The following is a 21,465-nucleotide window of genomic DNA, read 5'->3' as shown; positions in this document are numbered from 1 at the left end:
AAGGCATAAATGAGAAACTGGTTTATAGGCCAATGGGTTCAAACGATATCGTCACGATTTTTTTCCTCGTCGCGGCAGTTGTCATATTCATTCAGCTGCGCAACGTGCTCGGGAGAAGAACCGGCAACGAGAAGCCGCCGCACGATCCCTATACGCGCCGCGAAACGACCGAAGTCCGCCCGACGGCGGATCGGCCGGCGCCGGTCGTGACCGGGCGCGATAACGGCGAGCCCGTCAACCCTTACGCTTCGGCCGACACTTTCACGGCAGCCGGAAGCGATCTCAACAAGGGCCTCCGCGCCGTCATCGACGCGGACCCTGCTTTCAATCCGGCCGAATTCATGAAAGGCGCGCGCGCTGCCTACGAGATGATCGTGGTCGCCTTTGCCGAAGGTGATCGCAATTCGCTAAAGAACCTTCTCTCCCGTGAGGTCTATGAGGGCTTTGAAGCCGCAATCAAGGATCGGGAAACAAAGGGCGAGCGGATGAACTCGACCTTTGTCGGTATCAGCAAGGCGGACATGCTCAACGCTGCCGTCAAGGACAGCGAAGCCTTGGTGACCGTGCGCATCGTCAGCCAGCTGATTTCGGCCACCTATGACAAGCAGGGCGCGTTGATTGACGGTCATCCGGAAGAAGTGGCGGAGGTCAAGGACATCTGGACCTTTGCTCGCGACACCCGCTCGCGCGACCCGAACTGGAAGCTCGTCGGCACCGAATCGGAGCAGTGATGACGTCCGGGTTCTCGCTGGAAAAACGCGGCTTCAACGATCTGGCCGGGTGGGGCGAGGACGACCCTCGGGAACTCATTGCGGCGCTACGGCGATGCCGGGCGCATATCCTGGACAAGAAGCCCTACCGGGCCGGTGCCCTCGGCATCACGGCCGGGGAGCTCTTGGCCGCGATGGACGCCGCAGAAGAGTTGGGCAGCGCCGCCTCGGCTGACGAAGCCCGCACCTTTTTCGAGGCGCATTTCATCCCCTTCTTCATTCGCCGCGATAACGGTGGAAGCGGCTTTGTGACCGCGTATTACGAGCCAGATGTCGAGGTCTCGGATACGCCGGATGCGGTCTGGCGTTATCCCTTCTACCGTCGGCCTGATGATCTGATCGACCTGGATGACAACAACCGTCCGGTTACGCTGGACGGTTCCTACATGTTCGGGCTTCTTCGCAACGGAGTGATTTCCGAATACGCGGACCGCAAGGCGATCGATCTCGGCCATCTGGATGGTCGCGGCCTGGAAATCGCCTGGGCAAAATCCAGGGCAGATGTTTTCTTCACCCACGTCCAGGGCGCCGCGCGGCTCACGTTCCGCGACGGCTCGGTCAGGCGTATCACCTATGCAGCCAAGGCCGGCCATCCCTTCACCGGCATCGGCCGATATCTGGTGGAGACGGGCGAAATCGATCCGGTAAAGATTTCGATGGGGGCGATCCGCGACTGGCTTGCGAACAATCCCGACCGCGCGGACGAGACCTATTGGCGCAACCGCTCCTACATCTTCTTCCGCGAAGAAGAGATCGGCGATCCCGCACTCGGTCCCGTTGCCGCCGCCAAGGTGCAGATGACACCCGGACGCTCGCTTGCGGTCGATCGCAACATCCACACTTTCGGCTGTCCCTTCTATATCCAGAGCGAAAGCCTGACCCGGCTGGACCAGGGCAAGCCCTTTCGCCGCCTGATGCTGGCGCTTGATACAGGTACCGCGATCGTCGGCCCTGCGCGGGGCGACATCTTCACTGGCTCCGGCACGGAAGCCGGCGATCTGGCGGGTTCCGTCCGTAATGATGCAAACTTCTTCATCTTAGTCCCCAAGGCCGCTGCGGAGCGCTACTGAGATGGCGACGAAGAAAACCCTGTCGTCGGAAGACCGCATCCTCTGGGGTAAGGTTGCGCGCTCTGTTCGGGCGCTTCCCGGCCGCATGGACTTCCTCGAAGAGTTTGAGCCGCAAATCCTGGAAGAGACGGTTCCTGCCGGTGGTGTGCCGATCTTCAATTTGAAGGACGCCTCGGCCACTGCTCCAGCAAGCAACAAGCCCGATCACCGCCATCACCCGATCGAACGCCCTGTTCAGAAGAAGATCGCGAAGGGCCGCCTGCAGCTCGAAGCCCGCATCGACCTTCACGGTCTGGTGCAGAGCGAGGCGCATGCCATGCTGCTCGGCTTTCTCGTTCATGCCCATGAGCGCGGCCTGCGCCACGTTCTGGTGATTACGGGCAAGGGTTCGTCGATGGGCAGCGAAGGCGCGCTGAAGCGTGCCGTGCCACTCTGGTTTTCGAAGCCTGAGTTCCGGTTCCTGATTTCGGGCTACGAAACGGCAAGCCGCGGCCACGGCGGTGAGGGCGCGCTCTATGTCCGGCTCGCCCGCAAGCCGGGAGACAAATCATGACGCCCTTCGGAGAGGCGATGCGCGAGCTTCGGCGCAAGAAGGGCGTCACGCAAAAGGAGATGGCGACCGCTCTCGGCGTCTCGCAAGCTTACCTCTCGGCACTGGAACACGGTAACCGCAGCGCCCCTAGCTTCGACTTCATCCAACGCGTGGCCGGCTATTTCAATATCATTTGGGACGATCTGGAGGATCTGATGCGGATCGCCGGCCTGTCTCACCCTCGTGTTGTCATCGATACATCCGGGCTCGATGCCGCCTATACCGCGCTCGCCAACCGGCTGGCGCGCGAGATCAGGAACCTCGACCGCGAGACACTGGCGGCCATTGACGCGGTGCTGAATGACGCCGCAGGGCCGAAGGCCTGAAAAGGCCCCGAAAACCGCCGCTTTCCGGGGAAAAGCGGTCCCGCGCGTTTGGTTTCAACGCCAAAGTGCCTATAGTCGAAATGATAAATTCGTGGTGATTCGGGCAAGGCGCGGCACATCGTGCGCCCTGCCCAGAAACCGGCGGAATGGGTGCCTATTCAAGGCTTGCCCGCCGCATCGGTCGCCGGTTCATCTGGGAAAGTTTAAATGAGCGAGAATACCGACATCCAACAGGGTTCAGGCGCCGAGGAATATGGCGCAGACAGCATCAAGGTCCTGAAGGGCCTCGATGCCGTGCGCAAGCGCCCCGGCATGTATATCGGCGACACGGATGACGGCTCCGGCCTGCATCACATGGTCTATGAAGTCGTCGATAACGCCATCGACGAAGCGCTGGCCGGTCATGCCGATCGCGTGACGGTGACGCTCAATGCCGATGGCTCTGTCTCCGTGACGGACAACGGCCGCGGCATCCCGACGGGCATCCACCAGGAAGAAGGCGTCTCGGCCGCCGAAGTCATCATGACCCAGCTGCATGCCGGCGGTAAGTTCGACCAGAATTCCTACAAGGTCTCCGGCGGTCTGCACGGCGTGGGCGTCTCGGTGGTGAATGCGCTCTCTACCAAGCTCAAGCTCAAGATCCGCCGCGACAACAAGGTCCACGAAATGTCCTTCACGCATGGCGTTGCGGATTCGCCGCTCGCCGTGACCGGCGCATATGAAGGCCGCTCCGGCACGGAAGTTACCTTCCTGCCGAGTCCGGAAACCTTCACCAGGATCGAGTTCGACTACGACACGCTGGAACATCGCCTGCGCGAACTCGCCTTCCTCAATTCGGGCGTCCACATCATCCTGACCGACAGGCGTCATTCCGATGTCCGCGAGACGGAACTGGTCTATGATGGCGGTCTGGAAGCCTTCGTTGCCTATTTGGACCGCGCCAAGAAGCCGCTCGTTCAGAAGCCGATCGCCATCAAGGGCGAAAAGGATGGCATCACGGTCGAAGTGGCCATGTGGTGGAATGACAGCTACCACGAGAATGTGCTCTGCTTTACCAACAACATCCCGCAGCGCGATGGCGGTACGCACCTGGCCGGCTTCCGCGGTGCGCTGACGCGTCAGGTCACGTCCTATGCCGACACGTCAGGCATCCTGAAAAAGGAAAAGGTGACGCTGAGCGGCGAAGACTGCCGCGAAGGTCTGAGCGCCGTACTCTCGGTCAAGGTGCCCGACCCGAAATTTTCCTCGCAGACGAAGGACAAGCTCGTTTCGTCCGAAGTCCGCCCCGTGGTCGAAAACCTTGTCAACGAGGCACTGAACCGCTGGTTTGAGGAGCATCCCGGCGAAGCCAAGATCCTGATCGGCAAGGTGGTCGAAGCCGCCGCCGCCCGCGAAGCCGCCCGCAAGGCGCGCGAACTGACGCGGCGCAAGGGTGCGCTCGACATTTCCTCGCTGCCCGGCAAGCTCGCCGACTGTTCCGAACGCGATCCTGCCAAGTCCGAACTCTTCCTCGTCGAGGGCGATTCGGCAGGTGGTTCGGCCAAGCAGGGCCGTTCGCGCGAAAACCAGGCGATCCTGCCGCTGCGCGGCAAGATCCTGAACGTCGAGCGCGCGCGCTTCGACAAGATGCTGTCGAGCCAGGAAATCGGCACGCTGATCACCGCGCTCGGCACCTCGATCGGTAAGGACGAGTTCAACGCCGAGAAGCTGCGCTACCACAAGATCATCATCATGACCGATGCTGACGTCGACGGCGCGCATATCCGTACCCTGCTGCTCACCTTCTTCTTCCGCCAGATGCCGGAACTGATCGAGCGCGGTCATCTCTATATCGCCCAGCCGCCGCTCTATAAGGTGACGCGCGGCAAGTCCTCGCAGTACCTGAAGGACGAAAAGGCCTTCGAGGATTATCTGATCAATGCCGGTCTCGACGATTCGGTTCTGCAGCTTGGTACAGGCGAAGCCCGCGCCGGGCAGGATCTGCGCGAAGTCGTGACCGATGCGCTGCGCCTGCGCGCGCTGATCGAGGGCCTGCATTCGCGCTATAACCGCAATGTCGTCGAACAGGCGGCCATTGCCGGTGCGCTGAATGTCGAGCTGGTCCAGAACCGCGAAGTTGCCGAAAGCACCGTCGCTGAAGTCGCGCACCGCCTCGATCTCATTTCCGAAGAGACCGAGCGCGGCTGGACCGGCCATGTCAACGATCAGGGTAACCTGGTGTTCGAGCGAATGGTCCGCGGCGTCAAGGAAGCCGCCATTCTCGACATGGCGCTTTTGGGCTCCGCCGATGCGCGCCATATCGATCAGATGAGCGGGCGGCTGAAAGAGATCTACGCAATTCCGCCGACGCTTCGCCGCAAGGACGGCGAGACCCAGATCATCGGGCCGCGCGCGCTGCTCGACATCATCTTCGGCGCCGGCCGCAAGGGCATCGCCATGCAGCGCTACAAGGGTCTCGGTGAAATGAACGCCGAACAGCTTTGGGAAACGACGCTCGATCCGAACGTCCGCTCGCTGCTTCAGGTGCGGGTCATGGATGCGGTCGATGCCGATGGTCTGTTCGCCCGCCTCATGGGCGACGAAGTGGAACCGCGGCGTGACTTCATTCAGGAAAACGCGCTGAGCGTCGCCAACCTCGACATCTGATCGACCGCAATCCGGCTGAGAATCTAGTAAACAAAAGCCCGCCTTCGATGTCTCGGAGGCGGGCTTTATTTTGTGCAGTTAAATCAGGCGACGAAAACGCCGTTACCCGCAATGGCCGAAAGCGGCTTGCGCGGGCTTGGAGCCTCACGTTCCTGCAGTCGCTCTGGAAGGGCACCCTTATCGCCGCGCGTCCCGATGGCGATGCCCACTTCCAGACGGAAGGACGACGGAACGTTGAAGATTTCCGTTGCCTTATCATGCAGAACGCCGCCCATGGCATGGGCGTGATAGCCGAGCAGGTGCGCTTGCAGGGCCAGCGACATCCAGGCAGCGCCGGCGTCAAAAGCATGGCTGTAGAAGGGCTTTTCCTCGCCCGAATCGGACGTCACCGTCTTCTGAGAGAAGATGAAAACGAGGGCCGACGCGTTCTTGGCCCACATCGCATTGAACTCGATAAGCGCCGAAGCGAGCTTTTCGAATTCCGGCGTATCGCGATGTGCGTAAACGAAGCGCCAGGGCTGCGCGTTCATGGCAGACGGGGCAAAGCGCGCAGCTTCCAGGATCGTCATCAGATCCTTGTCGGAAATGGCTTGCGGAACGAAGGAGCGGGGAGACCAGCGGGCGGTAAAGAGAGGATCGACGGGAAATTCTGACTGACGCGACATGTGCTGTTGCCTTGTCTTGATGTGAAGCCTTGGGGTGAACGAGGTTTGAAAACTGCCTCATGAAAGCCGACGGGAGGAGCCGGTACGGGGCAGGCGGACCTTAGAGCCATTCCTCTGAAGTGGGAAGAGTGTTGCGGCGCAACAGATGCAACTGATTCGTCCTTCTTCGAAAGACGGGCCGCGAAGGTGCCGTGGAAGCTTCGTAAGCCGACAACTGAAATCATTGAAAACAGACGTCAATCCATCCCTAGTTCTAGACTATAATCTTGATTGTTCGGAAAGGGAAAAGTGCTAGGCTTGAACAATAGTCCGGTGCAGTGCGTTCCGACATCTGTGATCCGGCAAGAAAGGCACGGCTGATGTTCTATCAGATGTATGAGTTCAACCATGCGGTCATGGCCCCATGGAGAGCAGCGGCAGAGGCGATGCGCGTAGCCTACCGCAATCCCTTCAATCCGCTTTCGCTGACTGCTTATGGACGCACGATGGCCGCAGGCTTCGAAGTGTTCGAGCGCGCCACGCGGCGTTATGGCAAACCGGAATTCGGCCTTCCGCTGACAGTCATCAACGGTGAGGAAGTCTCGGTCCACGAAAAGATCGTCTGGTCGAAACCCTTCTGCAATCTTCTGCATTTCGAGCGCGTTCTGCCGCCGGGTACAGAGCGCGGCCCGAAACTGCTGATGGTCGCGCCCATGTCCGGCCACTATGCCACGCTGCTGCGCGGCACGGTCGAAACCATGCTGCCGCATGCCGATGTCTACATCACCGATTGGGTCGATGCCCGCATGGTGCCGGTCCACGACGGCGCATTCGATCTCGATGATTATATCGACTATGTCATCGAAATGATCCGCTTTCTCGGCCCCGATACGCATCTGATGGCCGTCTGCCAGCCCTCCGTTCCAGTTCTCGCCGCCGCCGCCGTGATGGCGATGGATGAAGATCCGAATGTTCCGGCCTCCATGACCCTGATGGGAGGACCGATTGACACGCGCAGCAATCCGACGGCGGTCAACCGCCTTGCTGAAAACAAGCCGATCGAATGGTTTGCAGAGAATGTCGTCATGCAGGTTCCGTGGCCCCAGCCGGGTGCGATGCGCCTCGTCTATCCCGGCTTCCTGCAATTGAGCGGCTTCATGTCGATGAACCTCGATCGCCACATGACGGCGCAGAAGGATTTCTTCGTTCACTTGGTGAAGAATGACGGCGAGCCGGCCGAAAAGCACCGGGAGTTCTACGACGAATATCTCGCCGTCATGGACCTGACCGCCGAATTCTATCTCCAGACGGTCGACACCGTCTTCATCCGTCACGCTCTGCCGAAGGGCGAGATGACCCATCGCGGCCGTCTGATCGATCTCAAGGCGATCACGAAGACGGCGCTGATGACCGTCGAAGGTGAGAATGACGACATTTCCGGTGTCGGCCAGACGGCGGCGGCGCAGACGCTCTGCTCATCCATCCCGGACGGCATGCGGATGCATTATCTGCAACCCGATGTCGGCCACTATGGCGTCTTCAACGGCTCCCGCTTCCGCCGCGAGATCGCCCCCCGCATCCTGAACTTCATGAAGGCCAATGCGCTCGGAAATCGCGCGACAACTGCCGAGACACCCCGCGTGGTCAAGGGCCGCTTCACCCGCAAGTCCTGAACTTGTGAGCGGATTAGACCGAAATCTTCCAGCGTTTCGCAGCGCTTATCCGGTTTTGGCCCGGATCGTCTTGAAAGCGATCCGGGCCTTTCCCACTTCGTTATCAGTGAGATCGCATGGGGCGGTCTCCTTGAAAAACGAGGTTTCTTCAATGAACCAGTCTGCCTGGATCCGTCCGGAATGGAATCCGGCGACCATCGCGCTCATGGTATTGGGTTTCGTGATCTTCTGGCCGCTTGGTCTGGCGATGCTCGCCTATATCCTGTTCGGCGACCGTTTGCATGAGTTCAAGCGCGAGGCAAACGCTACAGTTGACCGCGGCTTCGACACCATGCGTCGTTATACGAGCGGTAAGGGCTTCAGCCAATATACCGGCGGAACCGGCAATGCCGCCTTCGACGACTGGCGCCGTCAGGAGCTGGAGCGCATCGAGAACGAGCGCCGCAAGCTCGACGAGGCGCGCCGCGAGTTCGATGAATATGTGAGTGAGCTGCGCCGCGCGAAGGATCAGGAGGAATTCTCCAAATTCATGCGCGACCGCAATGCCCGCAACGGTAACGACACGAATGGAACGACGGGTAACTGATCCGTCTGACTGATCGGAAGGACCGGCCTTCGCCCGAAGGCCGGTTTTTTCGTGCCAGAAGCCCCGCCGAATCGGCTATTGATGCCGGGATCAAACATAAAGACCCGAGATGTTTTTCAGACGAACCAAGCCCGCGGAGCCACAGCAAAGGACGGTCAGCGTTGCCGGCCGCGCCATTCCGCTAACGATCCGCAGTGACAGGCGCGCGACACGGCTGACGCTGCGGATCGAGCCGGGCGGGCGGGCGCTGAAGATGACGGTGCCGCCCGGCGTGCCGATCCGCGATGTCGAGGATTTTCTGGAGCGCCATCACGGCTGGCTGACCACACGGCTCTCGAATCTCCCGAGCGAAAGCGGCTTGCGGGAAGGCGGCCACATCATGCTGCGCGGTGTCAGCCACCGCATCGTCACGACCGGCAAACTCCGCGGCCTGACGGAAAAGTCACAAATCGAGGGTGAGCCGGTTCTACTGGTCAGCGGCGAACCGCAGCATCTTCGCCGCCGGCTCGCTGATTTCCTCAAGAAGGAAGCCCGGCGCGATCTGGAGGAATTGGCGCACTATCACGCCCGCATCAGCGGCAAGCGCATCGCCTCGATCAGCATGAAGGACACGAAAAGCCGCTGGGGCTCCTGCACCCATGATGGACACTTGAGCTTTTCCTGGCGCATCGTCATGGCCCCTGCGTCGGTCATCGACTATCTCGCCGCCCACGAAGTGGCGCATCTGACCGAGATGAACCACGGTCCGCGCTTCTGGGCGCTCTGCGAAAAGCTCTGCCCCGGAACGAAGGAAGCCAAGGCCTGGCTCAAGCGCCATGGCTCTGCCCTTCACGCCATCGATTTCAGCTGAGCCGGCAGCTCTTAAAGTCAGCGATAGCGCAATGCGATCAGTCCATAACGCAAATTGGCTCGACTCTTTTGCCGTTTCATGCGAGTGCCAACAGCCATGACATTCTCGATCAAGATTTGTGGTCTCAAGACGCCCGAGGCGGTGGAACTCGCTGTCCGCCGCGGCGCGACCCATATCGGCTTCATCTTCTTCGCCAAGAGCCCGCGCTATGTCGAACCCATGGACGCAGCGCGCCTGGCGGAAGCTGCGCGTGGCAAGGCGAAGATCGTTTCGGTGACTGTCGATGCCGACACCGATTTCCTTGATGAGATCGTCGATCAGCTGAAGCCCGATATCCTTCAGCTTCATGGTCACGAAAGAGTCGATGAGCTGTTGCGGCTCAAGGCATTCTATGCCCGGCCGGTGATGAAAGCCTTTTCCATCCGCGATGCCGATGATCTGGCCCGCGTCGATCCCTATATTGGGGTTGCCGATCGTTTCCTCTTCGACGCCAAGGCCCCGAAGGGCTCGGAACTGCCCGGCGGCAATGGGGTTTCGTTCGACTGGTCGCTGCTCGATGCGCTTGACGACGATGTCGATTACATGCTTTCCGGTGGCCTCAACAAGGACAACGTCGCGGACGCCATCCTGAAAACGCGCTGCTCCGGCATCGATGTGTCGTCAGGGGTTGAAAGCGAACCGGGCGTGAAGAGCCTGGACAAGATGAATGAATTTTTCGACGCGGCCGAACGCGCGATTGCCATGCGCAAGGGCCCTGGGAGTTTGATGTGAACGAGACGCCAAAGCTGAATTCCTTCCGCGCCGGTCCCGATGAGGACGGTCGTTTCGGCATTTACGGCGGCCGCTTTGTGGCCGAAACGCTGATGCCGCTGATCCTCGATCTCGAGGCCGAGTTCAAGAAGGCCAAGACCGATCCAGAGTTCCAGGCTGAGCTTGCCAATCTCGGCACACATTATATCGGCCGCCCGAGCCCCCTTTACTTCGCCGAGCGCCTGACGGCCGAGCTTGGCGGCGCGAAGATCTATTTCAAGCGTGACGAGCTGAACCATACCGGTTCGCACAAGATCAACAATTGCATTGGCCAGATCCTTCTCGCCAAGCGCATGGGCAAGAAGCGAATCATCGCCGAAACCGGCGCCGGCCAGCATGGCGTGGCGTCTGCCACCGTCGCCGCCCGTTTCGGTTTCCCCTGCGTCGTCTATATGGGCGCAACCGATGTCGAGCGTCAGGCTCCGAACGTGTTCCGGATGAAGCTGCTGGGCGCCGAAGTGAAGCCGGTTACGGCCGGTCACGGCACGCTCAAGGATGCCATGAACGAGGCTCTGCGCGACTGGGTCACCAATGTCGATGACACTTATTACATCATCGGCACCGCTGCCGGCCCGCATCCCTATCCGGAAATCGTTCGCGAGTTCCAGTCGGTGATCGGCAAGGAAGCCAAGGAACAGATGATGGCCGCCGAAGGCCGTCTGCCCGATATGCTGGTCGCGGCCGTCGGTGGTGGCTCCAACGCCATTGGTCTCTTCCATCCCTTCCTGGATGATGAATCGGTTAAGATCGTCGGCGTCGAAGCCGGCGGCAAGGGTCTCGACGGTGAGGAGCACTGCGCCTCGCTGACCGCCGGCAGCCCCGGCGTTCTGCACGGCAACCGCACTTATCTGCTGCAGGACAGCGACGGCCAGATCAAGGAAGGCCACTCGATCTCCGCCGGCCTCGATTATCCCGGCATCGGCCCGGAACATTCATGGCTGAAGGATACCGGCCGCGTCGAATACGTGCCGATCATGGACAATGAAGCGCTGGATGCCTTCCAGATGCTCACCCGCACCGAGGGCATCATCCCGGCGCTGGAACCCAGCCATGCGCTGGCCGAAGTCATCAAGCGCGCGCCGAAGATGGACAAGGACCAGATCATTCTGATGAACCTCTGTGGCCGCGGCGACAAGGACATCTTCACCGTAGGCAAGATTCTCGGAATGGGGCTCTGATCGTCATGACCGCACGTATGGACAAACGCTTTGCCGACCTGAAAGCCGAAGGCCGTCCGGCCCTCGTGACCTATTTCATGGGCGGCGACCCCGATTTCGAAACCTCGATGAAGATCATGCAGGCGCTGCCGAAGGCTGGCGCTGACATCATCGAGCTCGGCATGCCCTTCTCCGACCCGATGGCGGACGGCCCGGCGATCCAGCTGGCTGGTCAGCGCGCACTCAAGGGCGGGCAGAACCTTGCCAAGACCATCGACATGGCCCGCCGTTTCCGCGAGACGGACCAGGACACGCCGATCGTTCTGATGGGTTATTACAATCCGATCTATATCTACGGTGTCGATCGCTTCATCGAGGACGCGCTGGCAGCCGGTATCGACGGCCTCATCGTCGTTGACCTGCCGGCCGAAATGGATGACGAGCTTTGCATCCCGGCCGTTGCGCGCGGCATCAACTTCATCCGCCTCACCACGCCGACGACGGACAACAAGCGCCTGCCGCGCGTTCTCCAGAACTCGTCCGGCTTCGTCTATTATGTCTCGATGAACGGCATCACCGGTTCGGCCCTGCCGGACCCGTCGCTGATTGCCGGCGCGGTTGCCCGCATCAAGGGGCATACCGAGCTTCCGATCTGCGTCGGCTTCGGCGTCAAGACGGCCGAACATGCCCGCTTGATCGGCGCCTCCGCCGATGGCGTGGTCGTCGGCACCGCCATCGTCAACCAGATCGCGCTCAGCCTGAGCAAGGATGGGCAGGCCACTCAGGATACCGTGCCGAGCGTTGAAACGCTGGTGCGCGGGCTTTCAACCGGCGTTCGCGCCGCCCGCCTCAAAGCGGCCGAATAAGCGCGCTTAAAAGATCCAGAACAAGGAGTTTCACCCATGAACTGGCTGACCAATTACGTTCGCCCGCGCATCAACTCGATGCTGGGCCGTCGCGAGGTTCCGGAAAACCTCTGGATCAAGTGCCCGGAAACGGGCGAGATGGTCTTTCACAAGGACCTCGAGGAAAACCAGTGGGTGATCCCCGCATCCGGCCATCACATGAAGATGCCCGGCAAGGCACGTCTCGCCTGGCTGTTTGACAACGGCCAGTATGAGCTGATGTCCCAGCCCAAGGTGGCGCAGGACCCGCTGAAGTTCCGCGATTCCAAGAAATACAGCGATCGTCTCAAGGACAGCCGCGCCAAGACTGAGCTTGAGGACACGATCCTCGCCGGTGTCGGTACGATCAGCGGCGTCAAGGCCGTCGGCGTTGTCCACGAGTTCGAATTCATGGGCGGCTCGCTTGGCACCGCTGCCGGCGAGGCGATCATCGCAGCCTTTGAAAAGGCCATTGCCGAGAAATGCCCGCTCGTCATGTTCCCGGCTTCGGGTGGAGCCCGCATGCAGGAGGGCATTCTTTCCTTGATGCAGCTTCCGCGCACGACGGTTGCCGTCGAAATGCTGAAGGAAGCCGGCCTGCCCTATATCGTGGTTCTGACCAATCCGACGACCGGGGGTGTTACGGCCTCCTACGCCATGCTGGGCGATATCCACATCGCCGAGCCCGGCGCGCTGATCGGCTTCGCCGGCCGCCGCGTCATAGAGCAGACCATCCGCGAAAAGCTGCCCGAGGGCTTCCAGACGGCAGAATACCTCTATCAGCATGGCATGGTCGACATGGTTCTCCATCGCCACAAGATCCCGGAAACCATCGGCCGCATTCTCTCCATGCTGAGCGAAGGCGTGAAGTCCAAGGCGGCTTGATCCCGTCAACCAAGCGAGAATCCGTGAGCCAGGCCGCAGTGGAAATCGACAAGTTGATGGCCCTTCATCCGAAGGGCTTCGACCTGTCGCTTGATCGAATCACCCGCGTACTGGAGACGCTGGGCAATCCGCATCTGCGCTTGCCGCCGGTGATCCATATCGCCGGCACAAACGGCAAGGGGTCTGCGACCGCCTATTGCCGGGCGCTTCTTGAGGCGGCAGGTCTCTCGGTTCACGTTCATTCCAAGCCGCATCTGGTCAACTGGCATGAACGCTACCGCATGGGCCGCAAGGGTGCACGCGGCGAGTTCATCGATGACGAGACGCTGGCCGATGCCATTCGCCGGGTCGCGGAGGCAAACGGCGGGCAGCACATCACGGTCTTTGAAATTCTGACTGCCGTGATGTTCCTGCTCTTTTCTGAACATCCGGCAGATGTAGCGGTCGTGGAAGTCGGCCTCGGAGGCCGGTTTGACGCCACCAACGTGATCGTCAACCCCGCCGCGACCGTGATCATGCCGATCTCGCTCGATCACATCGCCTATCTCGGCGACCGGGTGGAGCTGATTGCCGCCGAAAAAGCCGCGATCATGAAGCCCGGCTGCCCGTCTGTCATTGGCTATCAGAGTGAGGACGCGGCACTCGACGTGCTGGTCTCAACGGCGGAACGGGTCGGCTGTCCCTACACGGTCTTCGGTCAGGATTACCTCGCTTACGAAGAGTTCGGCAGGCTGGTCTATCAGGACGAATTCGGCCTTCTGGATCTGCCGCTGCCCCGGCTGCTGGGCCGCCATCAATATGGAAATGCCGCGGCTGCGATCCGCGCGGTAAAGGCCGCCGGCTTTGATCTGACCGAAAAGATGATCGCATCCGCGCTCGTCAACGTCGAATGGCCTGCACGCATGCAGAAACTTCCTGCCGGCAAGCTGTGGGAGCATGTCCCCGACGGTGCCGAACTATGGCTCGACGGCGGACACAATCCGGGAGCCGGCGTGGTCATAGCCGAACTGCTGGCCGACCTTGAGGAGCGCCAGTCGCGTCCGGTTTTCCTGATTGCCGGCATGGTCAACACGAAAGATGCCACCGGCTATTTCCGCGCCTTTGCCGATCTGGTGGAGACTGTGTTCACGGTTCCGGTCAACGATTCCGATGCGAGCGTCGATCCGGTCGCTTTGGCCACCGATGCGCAGGTTGCCGGGCTCAATGCCCGGCCCTGCTCAGGTGTTGAAGACGCGCTGAAGGAAATAGCGACGCTTGTCCAACAGGGCGAAGAACCGCCGCGCATTCTCATCGGCGGCTCGCTTTATCTCGCGGGCAGCGTGCTCCGGGATAATGGAACCCCCCCGACATGAAAAAAGGCCCGGTCAATGCCGGGCCTTTTCGCATTTCAAAGTCTGAAGACGATCAGGCTGCGCCGTTGATCCAGGCGGACAGCTGCGACTTCGGACGCGCACCGGTCAGCTGGTCGGCGAGTTCCCCGCCCTTGAACATGGCGAGCATCGGAATGCCGCGTACGCCGAAGCGGGCTGCGATTTCCGGGTTTTCATCCACATTGACCTTGGCGATCTTCACCTTGCCGGCAAGCTCGGTCGACAGCTCTTCGAGCGCCGGCGCGATCATGCGGCAGGGGCCGCACCATTCAGCCCAGAAATCAACGACGACCGGCTCGGCGGATTGCAGAACCTCGGTCTGGAAATTGGCATTATCGACCTTGACGGTGCTCATAGGGAAACTCCTGAACGAATCTAGTTATCCCATCATGTATGTGTACAGGCTGAGAATTCAATCCCTTTCCGCAGTGCATCCCGACTAAACGACGCGCGCGCCGCCCAGACCGAGTTCCGACAGGGCATCGTCGAGCTGCGCCGTTGGGAGAGCGAAGCCAGCGCCCGATGTCGTGAAGATCAGCCGGCATTCGATCGCGCGCTCCGGGTAGAGCGGCCGCAGGATTTCGCGATAGATCGCAAGCTGCGCGATATAGGGTTTCGATATGTCTTCCAGACGTTTCGGTGGCGCACGGTCTGTCTTGAAGTCGGCGATGATCACCCGTTCCGCCTCGACAGCCAGACGGTCGATCCGTCCCGCCACGGAGAATTGCCTGTCATGGGTCGCGAGCATGCCCATCAGATTGGTCTCGGCCCGCGCCTCAGCCCCGAAGAGGCTGGCAAAGTCCGGGTTTTCCAGAATGGCGAAAACCTGTTCCACGGCACTCTGCCGATCTTCTTCCCGCCAGTCGCGGGCCGCGCGCACCAGATAGCGTTCCGCCGCAGCGCGCCGTTCGTCTTCCGGAAAATCGGGAAGGACCTGAAAGAGGCGGTGGATCGTCTTGCCCCGTTTGACGGCAAAGTTCATCTTTTCTGTGTCTCCGAAAAGACGCGAGCCGGGCGCCGGGCGCGGCCCGACACCCTCCAGTTCCGCTGCGGCACCCGAGGGGCTGAGCGGTCTTGGGAGGCGCATGTGAGGTGGCAGCGGCTTCATCAGGGAGGCCGGCAGCGAGAAATCGGCCGGGAGACGTGCAAGCTCGTCGTGTCGCTCGATGTCGCGCGCCTCCCTGCCGGATGTCCAGATGAGCCCCGGCCACTCTTCCGTCCGCGTCTTGAATAGGGTTTCCCGGCAGCGGCCGGTATCCAGGGCAAGCGCCGACCAGACGAGCTTGTGCCAGCAATCCGCCACTTCGCGCTTCTTGCGATGGCCGCAGACGATCAGTCTGTCGGCCGCGCGCGTCATCCCGACATAGAGCAGCCGGCGATATTCCTCCTCGGCCAGTGCCTTGCGCCTTGCGGCGTCCTCCTCGGTCAGCGGGACGTTCAGCGACGAATCCGGCAACCAGACGGGAATTGCCGGCCGATCCTCGCCCTGCTCGATCACTCTGAGCTTCGGCATATGGTTGGCATTGAAAGGCGCACTGCCGTCATCGACCAGGAAAACGATCGGTGCTTCCAGTCCCTTGGAGGCATGAACCGTCATGATCCGCACCTCGTCGCGGCCCTTGTCCTGCTCACGCTTGACGGTCGGCGGGTCGAGTTCCAGTGAAGAAATGAAGGATTGCAGGCCCGGCAGGCCCTTGCCGCCATGATCCAGCGCCATCGCCAGAAACTCGTCCAGCACGTCGGTGACTTCCGTGCCGAGCCGGGCAAAGAACTTGCGGCGTCCACCCATGGGGCCGAGAATCCGGGAAAAGAAATCGAACGGATTTTGTGTGCCCGCCAGCCGCCGCCAGCCCTCGATAAGGTCAACCGGCTGCGTGAATAGAGAATTGCCGTCGCTTGCGAGTGCGCGGAAGCGTTGCCACAGGCTTTCCCTCTTGCCGCGACCGGCTGCCGCCAGCATCAGCTCGTCCTCCGTAAGATCCATCAGAGGTGATTTGCTCAATGCTGCCAGCGACAGGTCGTCCTCCGGCAGCAGCATGAATTTGCCGACCGCCATCAGGTCCTGAATGGCGATATGGCGCGTCAGGACAAGACGGTCCGCACCGCCAACCGGAATGCCGTTGCGGGATTTCAGCGCTCGGGTCAGCGCGTTGACGAATCCGTCGCGCTTGCGCACCAGTACGAGAACATCACCGGGCCGCACCAGCCGCGCCTTCTTGTCCTCGACAATCATCTCCTGTCCGATCCAGCCGGCAATCGTATCGGCAATCCGCCGAGCGAGGATTGCCGGCGGCGTGGTCTCGGGCGTCGCGTCGAAGGGCAGCGTCCAGTCGTCCTCTTCCGCGCTGTCTGCCGGGGCGATCATTTCCCAGACTTCTGTGCGTCCGGGATGACCTATGCGGCTGGACTGATGCGTAACGCCATCGCCCGCTTCACCCAGCCCCCGCCGGTTCTCCGGCACCGAGAAGACCTGATCGACGGCGCTCAGGACATGGTCGGTCGAGCGGAAGGAAAGCGGCAGGCGGATCGGCCGGAATTCCAGTTCCGCAGCTTCGGCCATCGCTTTGGCATGGCGGCCTTCGCTCGCAAGCTTTTCCGGCCGCGCGCCCTGGAAGGAGTAGATCGACTGTTTCTCGTCCCCCACCGCAAAGAGCGTGCGAGAAACATTGCGCGCCGATCTGCCGGAGAAAAACTCCTCCGAGAGGGCGCGGATGATGCGCCACTGCACCGGGCTCGTATCCTGCGCTTCGTCGACGAGAATATGGTCGATGCCCTGATCGAGCTTGTAGTGAATCCACGGCCCGGCATCGCTGCGGGTCAAAAGACTTGCGGCGCGCTCGATCAGATCCTCGAAGTCCATATAGCCGAGCCGGCGCTTGAGGTCCTCATAGTCCCGAACCAGCCTTTCGCCGATGGTCAGCGCCGCACAACTGGCCTCCAGAATGTCGAGCCTGCGCAAATTGTCCAGATGATCGCTCACATGAGCCAGCATATCGGCGACCCGCTGTTCCAGCATCGGATCCTGTTTCAGCATGGCGGCATTGTAGAAGGCCTGGTTGCCGCGCGGGCTTCCGGTCTGCGTGAAAGCAAAAGCGCGGATCGCTGCAAGCCGCCGCTGCGGGTCGTCCTCAGTCAGGATGGCGGAGAGTTTTTGCACGCTCTCCTGAACTTTTGAACCGCCCGCCTGGCCTGCGAATTGAATGTAAGCCAAGCCTTCCGGTCCGGAGAATCCGGGCAAATGCCGAAGTGCCTCATAGGCCTCTTCGCGCGTCGCATCGGCCGCGAGTCCTAGCTTCTGGCGCAACAGGTTGTCATAGTTGCCGTTGCGAATGGCGTGCAGGCTTTCGGTCAGCGCGCTGCGCTGCGAGACGATGTCTCCGATCAGCGTCTCAAGCCCGCTGTCAGAGCCGAAATCCATGACGGCCGCAAAGGCGGCGGCAAGCCCGGCATCGTCCTCGGCAGTCGCAGCAACGAGCAGATTGCGGCGAACATCCGTCAGCAGATCGGAGGCGGCGCGTTCGTCCAGCACAGTGAAATGACCCGCGACATTCGCCTCCAGCGGAAACTGATGCAGCAGCGCCTCGCAGAAGGCGTGGATCGTCTGGATCTTCAGGCCGCCCGGCGTTTCGAGCGCACGGGCAAAGAGCCGCCGCGCCTCGGCCAGCATCACGCGATTGGGCGGTCTGCCCTCCATCATCTCGATTTCGCGCGATAGCGCCGCGTCGTCCAGAAGCGCCCATTTCGACAGCGTTCTGAACACGCGGTTGGACATTTCCGACGCGGCGGCCTTGGTATAGGTCAGACAGAGGATCGCGGAGGGGCGTGCGCCGGCCAGCAGCAGCCGGATCACGCGCTGTGTGAGCACATGCGTCTTGCCCGAGCCGGCATTGGCCGACACCCATGCGAGGCTCCCCGGATCGGACGCAAGCCCCTGCTGGCGCGTGGTCCAGCCGATCGAGGCCAGCGGATCGTTGGGCATCGGGTCGACATGATGGTCCGGAAACGTCTCAGCCATCGGTGTCACCCTCGTCATTGTCGTCACCCGACGACCATTCGGCGACGCGCGCCAGATGATCGTAGTCGCCAACGATCGCCGCGCTTTCCGGAAGTACGCGTGAGAGGAAGCCGCGCTTGCCGGTCTTCAGCGTTGTCAGCAGCTTCACCAGTTCGCGCGCCGCATCTTCGGCCAGTTGCGCGGAGGTCTTGGGCGGTGTCTTCGAGCGGGAACTGGCCGGATCGCCGTTCACCGTCTCCGGCTTGAACCGGTCGCCGGGCCGCAGGCGCACATAGATCAGGTCGCCGGGTTCCTTTGTGCCGATATCGGCAAACCCGCCGGCCATCAGGGCGGCCGCTTCCAGCGCAAGCTGCGGATCGATCAGCGTGCGGGCCTGCTTGAGCGAGGGCGAACTGCCGGTCTTGTAGTCCACGATATCGGCAAGCCCGCTGCGTGTGATGTCGATGCGGTCGGCATAGCCCGTCAGTTCGAACCCGCCATCCAGCGGCATGGCGGCCCGCGCTTCGGTGAAGGACTGCCGGATATCAGCCTGCCGCTTTTTCTCCCAATCGAGAAAGGCCCGTGCCGTCTCGTCAAACCGCGGTCGCCATGTCGCTTCTATATGCGCGGGAAGATCGGCCTCGGCGAAAGCCCGGTCGGCCAGCTCCGCCATCGCGGCGGAGACCGTCTCGCTCATCGGATCAATCTTTTCTCCGACAAAGGATTCGATGATGGCATGATAGAGCGTTCCGCGTTCCGCGGGCCCCGGATCCGCGTTGAAAGGATCGACCGGATCCAGGCGCAGGATGCGCCGGGCATAGACCGCATAAGGGTCGCGGCGGAGTTTTCCGGCTTCTGAAAACGAGTAGCGGCTGGGAATGAGGCTGGAATCCGGCTTCGGTTCCGGACGCGAGGCCAGCGGCTGTCGCTCGCCCTCGTCGATGAGCGTTGCGCAGCGCAGATAATAGTCGCCACGCTGACGCATTGTGGCTGTCAGCCCGGCTCCCGCAATTGCCGTCAGCCGTTGCAGGAAACGCGAGGCAACGGAAGGCGCGCTGCCGGAACGCAGGGCGCGGGAATAGATCACGTTCGGCATTCCGCTCGCCATCTGGAAATCATGCGCGATCTGCCCGGCGCGGCGTTCCGGTGGTTCCAGTCCCATGCGGATTTTCATGATGCGGGAGAGGAACGGGTTGGGGCTCGCCTGCTGTGGCCATACGCCCTCGTTCATGCCGCCGAGAATGACGGTTTCAACGTGTTGCAGGCGGGCCTCCTGCGTGCCCCAGATGAAGACGCGCGGATGGCTCATGGCGCGCGGCTTGACCGCCACGCCGGAGACGAGAGCATCAAGGACACCCGCCCAGTCCGGTCCGGTGAGCGCCAATCCGCCTGGCGCTTCCATGACGCCGGATAGAAGATCAGCCAGTGCTTCCCCGGCTTCTCCGGACCAGAGTGCCGACGTGTCGCCGGCCTCGTCAGCCGCGAAGGCTTCCAGCGCTCGGCCGGTCCGCTCGGCCCATTCGGCGGTGCTGCGGGTGATCGAGAGACCCTTGCCCGGCAGGCGCCGCACCAGAGCCTCCACAAGTGGTTCGGCAGCAGCAGCAATCCGGCCGGCGGCGTCCAAAGCGAGCGCAAGATCGCTCGACGGCAGCGGCGGACGCCATGCGGGTTCATACCGCGCTGTGGCGGCCCGTTCCACCTGCGCCTCCATCAGTGGCGCCAGCGCCGAAATGTCGACCGCGCCCGTACCGCCGCGTAGCGCATGAACCTCCAGCAGCCGGGCAGCCTTCGAAACCGTCTCCTGCGGCAGACCCAGTCGCGTCAGCGGGTGCTTCAGCAGCGAAACGATGGGCACGGGATCGCCGGGAAACAGCGTCGATTCGACCAGCAGCTTCAGCAGTGTCCCCTGCGGCGTGGCGTTGAGCGGCGTGCCGGCACTGTCGTCGGCCTCGATGCCGAAGCGTTCAAGTTCCGCCACAACCCGGCGGGCGAGGCCGCGATCCGGCGTGATCAGCGCTACCTGGCTGTCCGGGCTTTCCGAACCGTCCAGCGCCAGCTTCAGGGCAACAGCAATGGCGGTCGCTTCCAGCCGCTCGTTTGCCGCCTCGATCAGCGCGACATTCGCAAAGGCATCGGCCATGGCCTCGTCGCCGATTTCCGCTTTCATTTCCGGCCAGAGATGGGTCGAAGCAGACGGGGCGAGGGCCAGCGATACCGCCCTCGTCCGGGTTTCAATGGCCCTTTCCGATCGGCCATGGGACAGCACATCGTCGCGCTTGAGATGCATGACATCGAGAAGGCGCGCCAGACCGAATTGCGGATGTCCGAAAATGGTGGGATCGATCCCTGTGCCATCCGTCGTGGCGGGCATGGCGAGACAATCCCATTGCTCCGCCGGCATGTCGAGATCGAGGCCGGGAAGCACGACAGCCCCCTCCCTAAGCTGGCTCACCGCATCGATCAGCCGGGCGGTCGCGGGCAGCGATCCGGTGGAGCCTGCGACAATCACCGGGCCCTTGTGAGCGGCCGTCGCCAGCCGCTCGACTTCTGCCTTGAGGACTGCGTTGCGATGCCGCGAGGCGGATGAGGCGTTCAGTTCCTCAAGCCGCGCCGGCCAGTAGACATGTGCGATCTTCAGGAATTCCAGCGTCAATTGCCACCACGACGCATAATCCTGAGTATCCAGCCGTTCCAGATTGTCCCAGCCGATCTCTGCCGTCTCGACCTCGCCGATCAGCGCAATCAGCTCCTTGGCAAGCCACACGGCATCCGCCGGGCTCGCCGGCGCAATGACCGGCGCGCCACCATGGAAATTGACGACTGCTTCCGGCAGGCTGTTGCGCCACACGGTAATGAGCCGCGCCAGTTCCAGCGCTGCCGCGACCGGACCGATGGGCGGCAGGAGATCGAGCGTTTCCGGCAGGCCGGCGTCGAAGAAGCCGCTGTCGTCATCCGTCTCGCCCAGCGGACGAATGGTCGGCAGAATGGCAGATCCGTGCGAGAGCAGAAGGGCGAATTCCGAGCGCAGGACGCGCGCGGCGCGTCGGGTGGGCACGAAGACGGTCACGTCCGCCAGCATTTCCGGACGGTTGGGGTCGAAGGCATAACCCTCGACGATCTCGCCCGTCAGGATACCCTCGGCAAGCGTGCGCAGAAATGCCGGCCCCGGCGAAATGGTGAGAACTCTCTTGCCCTGCCGCGCCATGAG

At 61.8% G+C, this 21,465-nt stretch carries 17 protein-coding genes; 13 read left to right on the top strand and 4 right to left on the bottom strand.

What is annotated here, in order from left to right; translation table 11 throughout:
• The first annotated feature begins 32 nt into the window (after nucleotides 1–32).
• From ABID16_RS22235 to gyrB, 5 genes are all read left to right on the top strand, one after another.
• Nucleotides 33–731: a Tim44/TimA family putative adaptor protein gene (locus ABID16_RS22235; protein WP_354558567.1), complete on the top strand. Its 699-nt coding sequence runs from the start codon at nucleotides 33–35 to the stop codon at nucleotides 729–731.
• On the top strand, nucleotides 731–1,840 hold the full coding sequence (mltA, locus tag ABID16_RS22230; RefSeq protein ID WP_354558566.1) for a murein transglycosylase A: 1,110 nt from the start codon (nucleotides 731–733) through the stop codon (nucleotides 1,838–1,840). The genes ABID16_RS22235 and mltA overlap by 1 nt, the downstream gene beginning before the upstream one ends.
• A gap of 1 nt (nucleotide 1,841) precedes the next feature.
• On the top strand, nucleotides 1,842–2,393 hold the full coding sequence (locus ABID16_RS22225) for a Smr/MutS family protein (protein WP_354558565.1): 552 nt from the start codon (nucleotides 1,842–1,844) through the stop codon (nucleotides 2,391–2,393).
• Entirely contained in the window at nucleotides 2,390–2,758 is a 369-nt protein-coding gene (locus ABID16_RS22220) for a helix-turn-helix domain-containing protein (RefSeq protein ID WP_354558564.1), read from the top strand. Before ABID16_RS22225 ends, ABID16_RS22220 begins: the two co-directional genes overlap by 4 nt.
• 207 nt (nucleotides 2,759–2,965) lie before the next feature.
• A complete protein-coding gene (gene gyrB, locus ABID16_RS22215) occupies nucleotides 2,966–5,404 on the top strand; it encodes a DNA topoisomerase (ATP-hydrolyzing) subunit B (protein WP_354558563.1) in 2,439 nt (812 codons plus the stop codon).
• Nucleotides 5,405–5,487: 83 nt separating this feature from the next.
• On the opposite strand, the gene ABID16_RS22210 is transcribed toward gyrB, so the two are convergent.
• Nucleotides 5,488–6,069 carry a nitroreductase family protein gene (locus tag ABID16_RS22210; protein WP_354558562.1) on the bottom strand — a complete coding sequence of 194 codons (582 nt, stop codon included), beginning with the start codon at nucleotides 6,067–6,069 and terminating at the stop codon, nucleotides 5,488–5,490.
• Nucleotides 6,070–6,428: 359 nt separating this feature from the next.
• Between ABID16_RS22210 and ABID16_RS22205 the strand changes: the two genes are divergently transcribed.
• The 8 genes from ABID16_RS22205 (at nucleotide 6,429) to ABID16_RS22170 (ending at nucleotide 14,245) form a co-directional block, all read left to right on the top strand.
• Nucleotides 6,429–7,721: a polyhydroxyalkanoate depolymerase gene (locus ABID16_RS22205; protein WP_354558561.1), complete on the top strand. Its 1,293-nt coding sequence runs from the start codon at nucleotides 6,429–6,431 to the stop codon at nucleotides 7,719–7,721.
• 151 nt (nucleotides 7,722–7,872) lie between these two features.
• On the top strand, nucleotides 7,873–8,307 hold the full coding sequence (locus ABID16_RS22200; RefSeq protein ID WP_354558560.1) for a DUF2852 domain-containing protein: 435 nt from the start codon (nucleotides 7,873–7,875) through the stop codon (nucleotides 8,305–8,307).
• Nucleotides 8,308–8,416: 109 nt separating this feature from the next.
• Entirely contained in the window at nucleotides 8,417–9,157 is a 741-nt protein-coding gene (locus tag ABID16_RS22195; protein WP_354558559.1) for a M48 family metallopeptidase, read from the top strand.
• 96 nt (nucleotides 9,158–9,253) lie between these two features.
• Nucleotides 9,254–9,928 (top strand): phosphoribosylanthranilate isomerase, encoded by a 675-nt coding sequence (locus ABID16_RS22190; RefSeq protein ID WP_354558558.1) that lies wholly within the window; start codon nucleotides 9,254–9,256, stop codon nucleotides 9,926–9,928.
• Nucleotides 9,925–11,145 (top strand): tryptophan synthase subunit beta, encoded by a 1,221-nt coding sequence (trpB, locus tag ABID16_RS22185; RefSeq protein ID WP_354558557.1) that lies wholly within the window; start codon nucleotides 9,925–9,927, stop codon nucleotides 11,143–11,145. Before ABID16_RS22190 ends, trpB begins: the two co-directional genes overlap by 4 nt.
• 5 nt (nucleotides 11,146–11,150) lie before the next feature.
• Entirely contained in the window at nucleotides 11,151–11,990 is an 840-nt protein-coding gene (gene trpA, locus ABID16_RS22180) for a tryptophan synthase subunit alpha (RefSeq protein ID WP_354558556.1), read from the top strand.
• A gap of 36 nt (nucleotides 11,991–12,026) precedes the next feature.
• A complete protein-coding gene (gene accD, locus ABID16_RS22175) occupies nucleotides 12,027–12,893 on the top strand; it encodes an acetyl-CoA carboxylase, carboxyltransferase subunit beta (protein ID WP_354558555.1) in 867 nt (288 codons plus the stop codon).
• A gap of 56 nt (nucleotides 12,894–12,949) precedes the next feature.
• Nucleotides 12,950–14,245, top strand: a complete 1,296-nt coding sequence (locus ABID16_RS22170; RefSeq protein ID WP_354558584.1) for a bifunctional folylpolyglutamate synthase/dihydrofolate synthase — start codon at nucleotides 12,950–12,952, stop codon at nucleotides 14,243–14,245.
• 52 nt (nucleotides 14,246–14,297) lie between these two features.
• Here ABID16_RS22170 and trxA read toward each other — a convergent pair whose 3' ends face one another.
• The 3 genes from trxA to addB all read right to left on the bottom strand — a co-directional run bounded on the left by trxA (nucleotide 14,298) and on the right by addB (nucleotide 21,462).
• Entirely contained in the window at nucleotides 14,298–14,618 is a 321-nt protein-coding gene (gene trxA / locus ABID16_RS22165; protein ID WP_112695299.1) for a thioredoxin, read from the bottom strand.
• 84 nt (nucleotides 14,619–14,702) lie between these two features.
• Nucleotides 14,703–18,278 carry a double-strand break repair helicase AddA gene (gene addA / locus ABID16_RS22160; RefSeq protein ID WP_354558554.1) on the bottom strand — a complete coding sequence of 1,192 codons (3,576 nt, stop codon included), beginning with the start codon at nucleotides 18,276–18,278 and terminating at the stop codon, nucleotides 14,703–14,705.
• A complete protein-coding gene (addB, locus tag ABID16_RS22155; RefSeq protein WP_354558553.1) occupies nucleotides 18,271–21,462 on the bottom strand; it encodes a double-strand break repair protein AddB in 3,192 nt (1,063 codons plus the stop codon). The genes addA and addB overlap by 8 nt, the downstream gene beginning before the upstream one ends.
• Nucleotides 21,463–21,465 lie beyond the last annotated feature (3 nt).

The sequence above is a fragment of the Limnomicrobium aquaticum genome, from assembly GCF_040545545.1.
GTDB classification, from domain to species: Bacteria; Pseudomonadota; Alphaproteobacteria; order Rhizobiales; family Rhizobiaceae; genus Ensifer_A; species Ensifer_A aquaticum.
The sequence above is the reverse complement of the archived record's forward strand: the minus strand, read 5'-3'. Positions and strand labels throughout refer to the sequence as shown.

Excerpts from the sequence above, each read along its gene's own strand:
- ABID16_RS22235 (WP_354558567.1), top strand. The coding sequence starts at position 33 with ATGGGTTCAAACGATATCGTCACGATTTTTTTCCTCGTCGCGGCAGTT.
- mltA (WP_354558566.1), top strand. The coding sequence starts at position 731 with ATGACGTCCGGGTTCTCGCTGGAAAAACGCGGCTTCAACGATCTGGCC.
- ABID16_RS22225 (WP_354558565.1), top strand. The coding sequence starts at position 1,842 with ATGGCGACGAAGAAAACCCTGTCGTCGGAAGACCGCATCCTCTGGGGT.
- ABID16_RS22220 (WP_354558564.1), top strand. The coding sequence starts at position 2,390 with ATGACGCCCTTCGGAGAGGCGATGCGCGAGCTTCGGCGCAAGAAGGGC.
- gyrB (WP_354558563.1), top strand. The coding sequence starts at position 2,966 with ATGAGCGAGAATACCGACATCCAACAGGGTTCAGGCGCCGAGGAATAT.
- ABID16_RS22210 (WP_354558562.1), bottom strand. The coding sequence starts at position 6,069 with ATGTCGCGTCAGTCAGAATTTCCCGTCGATCCTCTCTTTACCGCCCGC.
- ABID16_RS22205 (WP_354558561.1), top strand. The coding sequence starts at position 6,429 with ATGTTCTATCAGATGTATGAGTTCAACCATGCGGTCATGGCCCCATGG.
- ABID16_RS22200 (WP_354558560.1), top strand. The coding sequence starts at position 7,873 with ATGAACCAGTCTGCCTGGATCCGTCCGGAATGGAATCCGGCGACCATC.
- ABID16_RS22195 (WP_354558559.1), top strand. The coding sequence starts at position 8,417 with ATGTTTTTCAGACGAACCAAGCCCGCGGAGCCACAGCAAAGGACGGTC.
- ABID16_RS22190 (WP_354558558.1), top strand. The coding sequence starts at position 9,254 with ATGACATTCTCGATCAAGATTTGTGGTCTCAAGACGCCCGAGGCGGTG.
- trpA (WP_354558556.1), top strand. The coding sequence starts at position 11,151 with ATGACCGCACGTATGGACAAACGCTTTGCCGACCTGAAAGCCGAAGGC.
- accD (WP_354558555.1), top strand. The coding sequence starts at position 12,027 with ATGAACTGGCTGACCAATTACGTTCGCCCGCGCATCAACTCGATGCTG.
- ABID16_RS22170 (WP_354558584.1), top strand. The coding sequence starts at position 12,950 with ATGGCCCTTCATCCGAAGGGCTTCGACCTGTCGCTTGATCGAATCACC.
- trxA (WP_112695299.1), bottom strand. The coding sequence starts at position 14,618 with ATGAGCACCGTCAAGGTCGATAATGCCAATTTCCAGACCGAGGTTCTG.
- addA (WP_354558554.1), bottom strand. The coding sequence starts at position 18,278 with ATGGCTGAGACGTTTCCGGACCATCATGTCGACCCGATGCCCAACGAT.
- addB (WP_354558553.1), bottom strand. The coding sequence starts at position 21,462 with ATGGCGCGGCAGGGCAAGAGAGTTCTCACCATTTCGCCGGGGCCGGCA.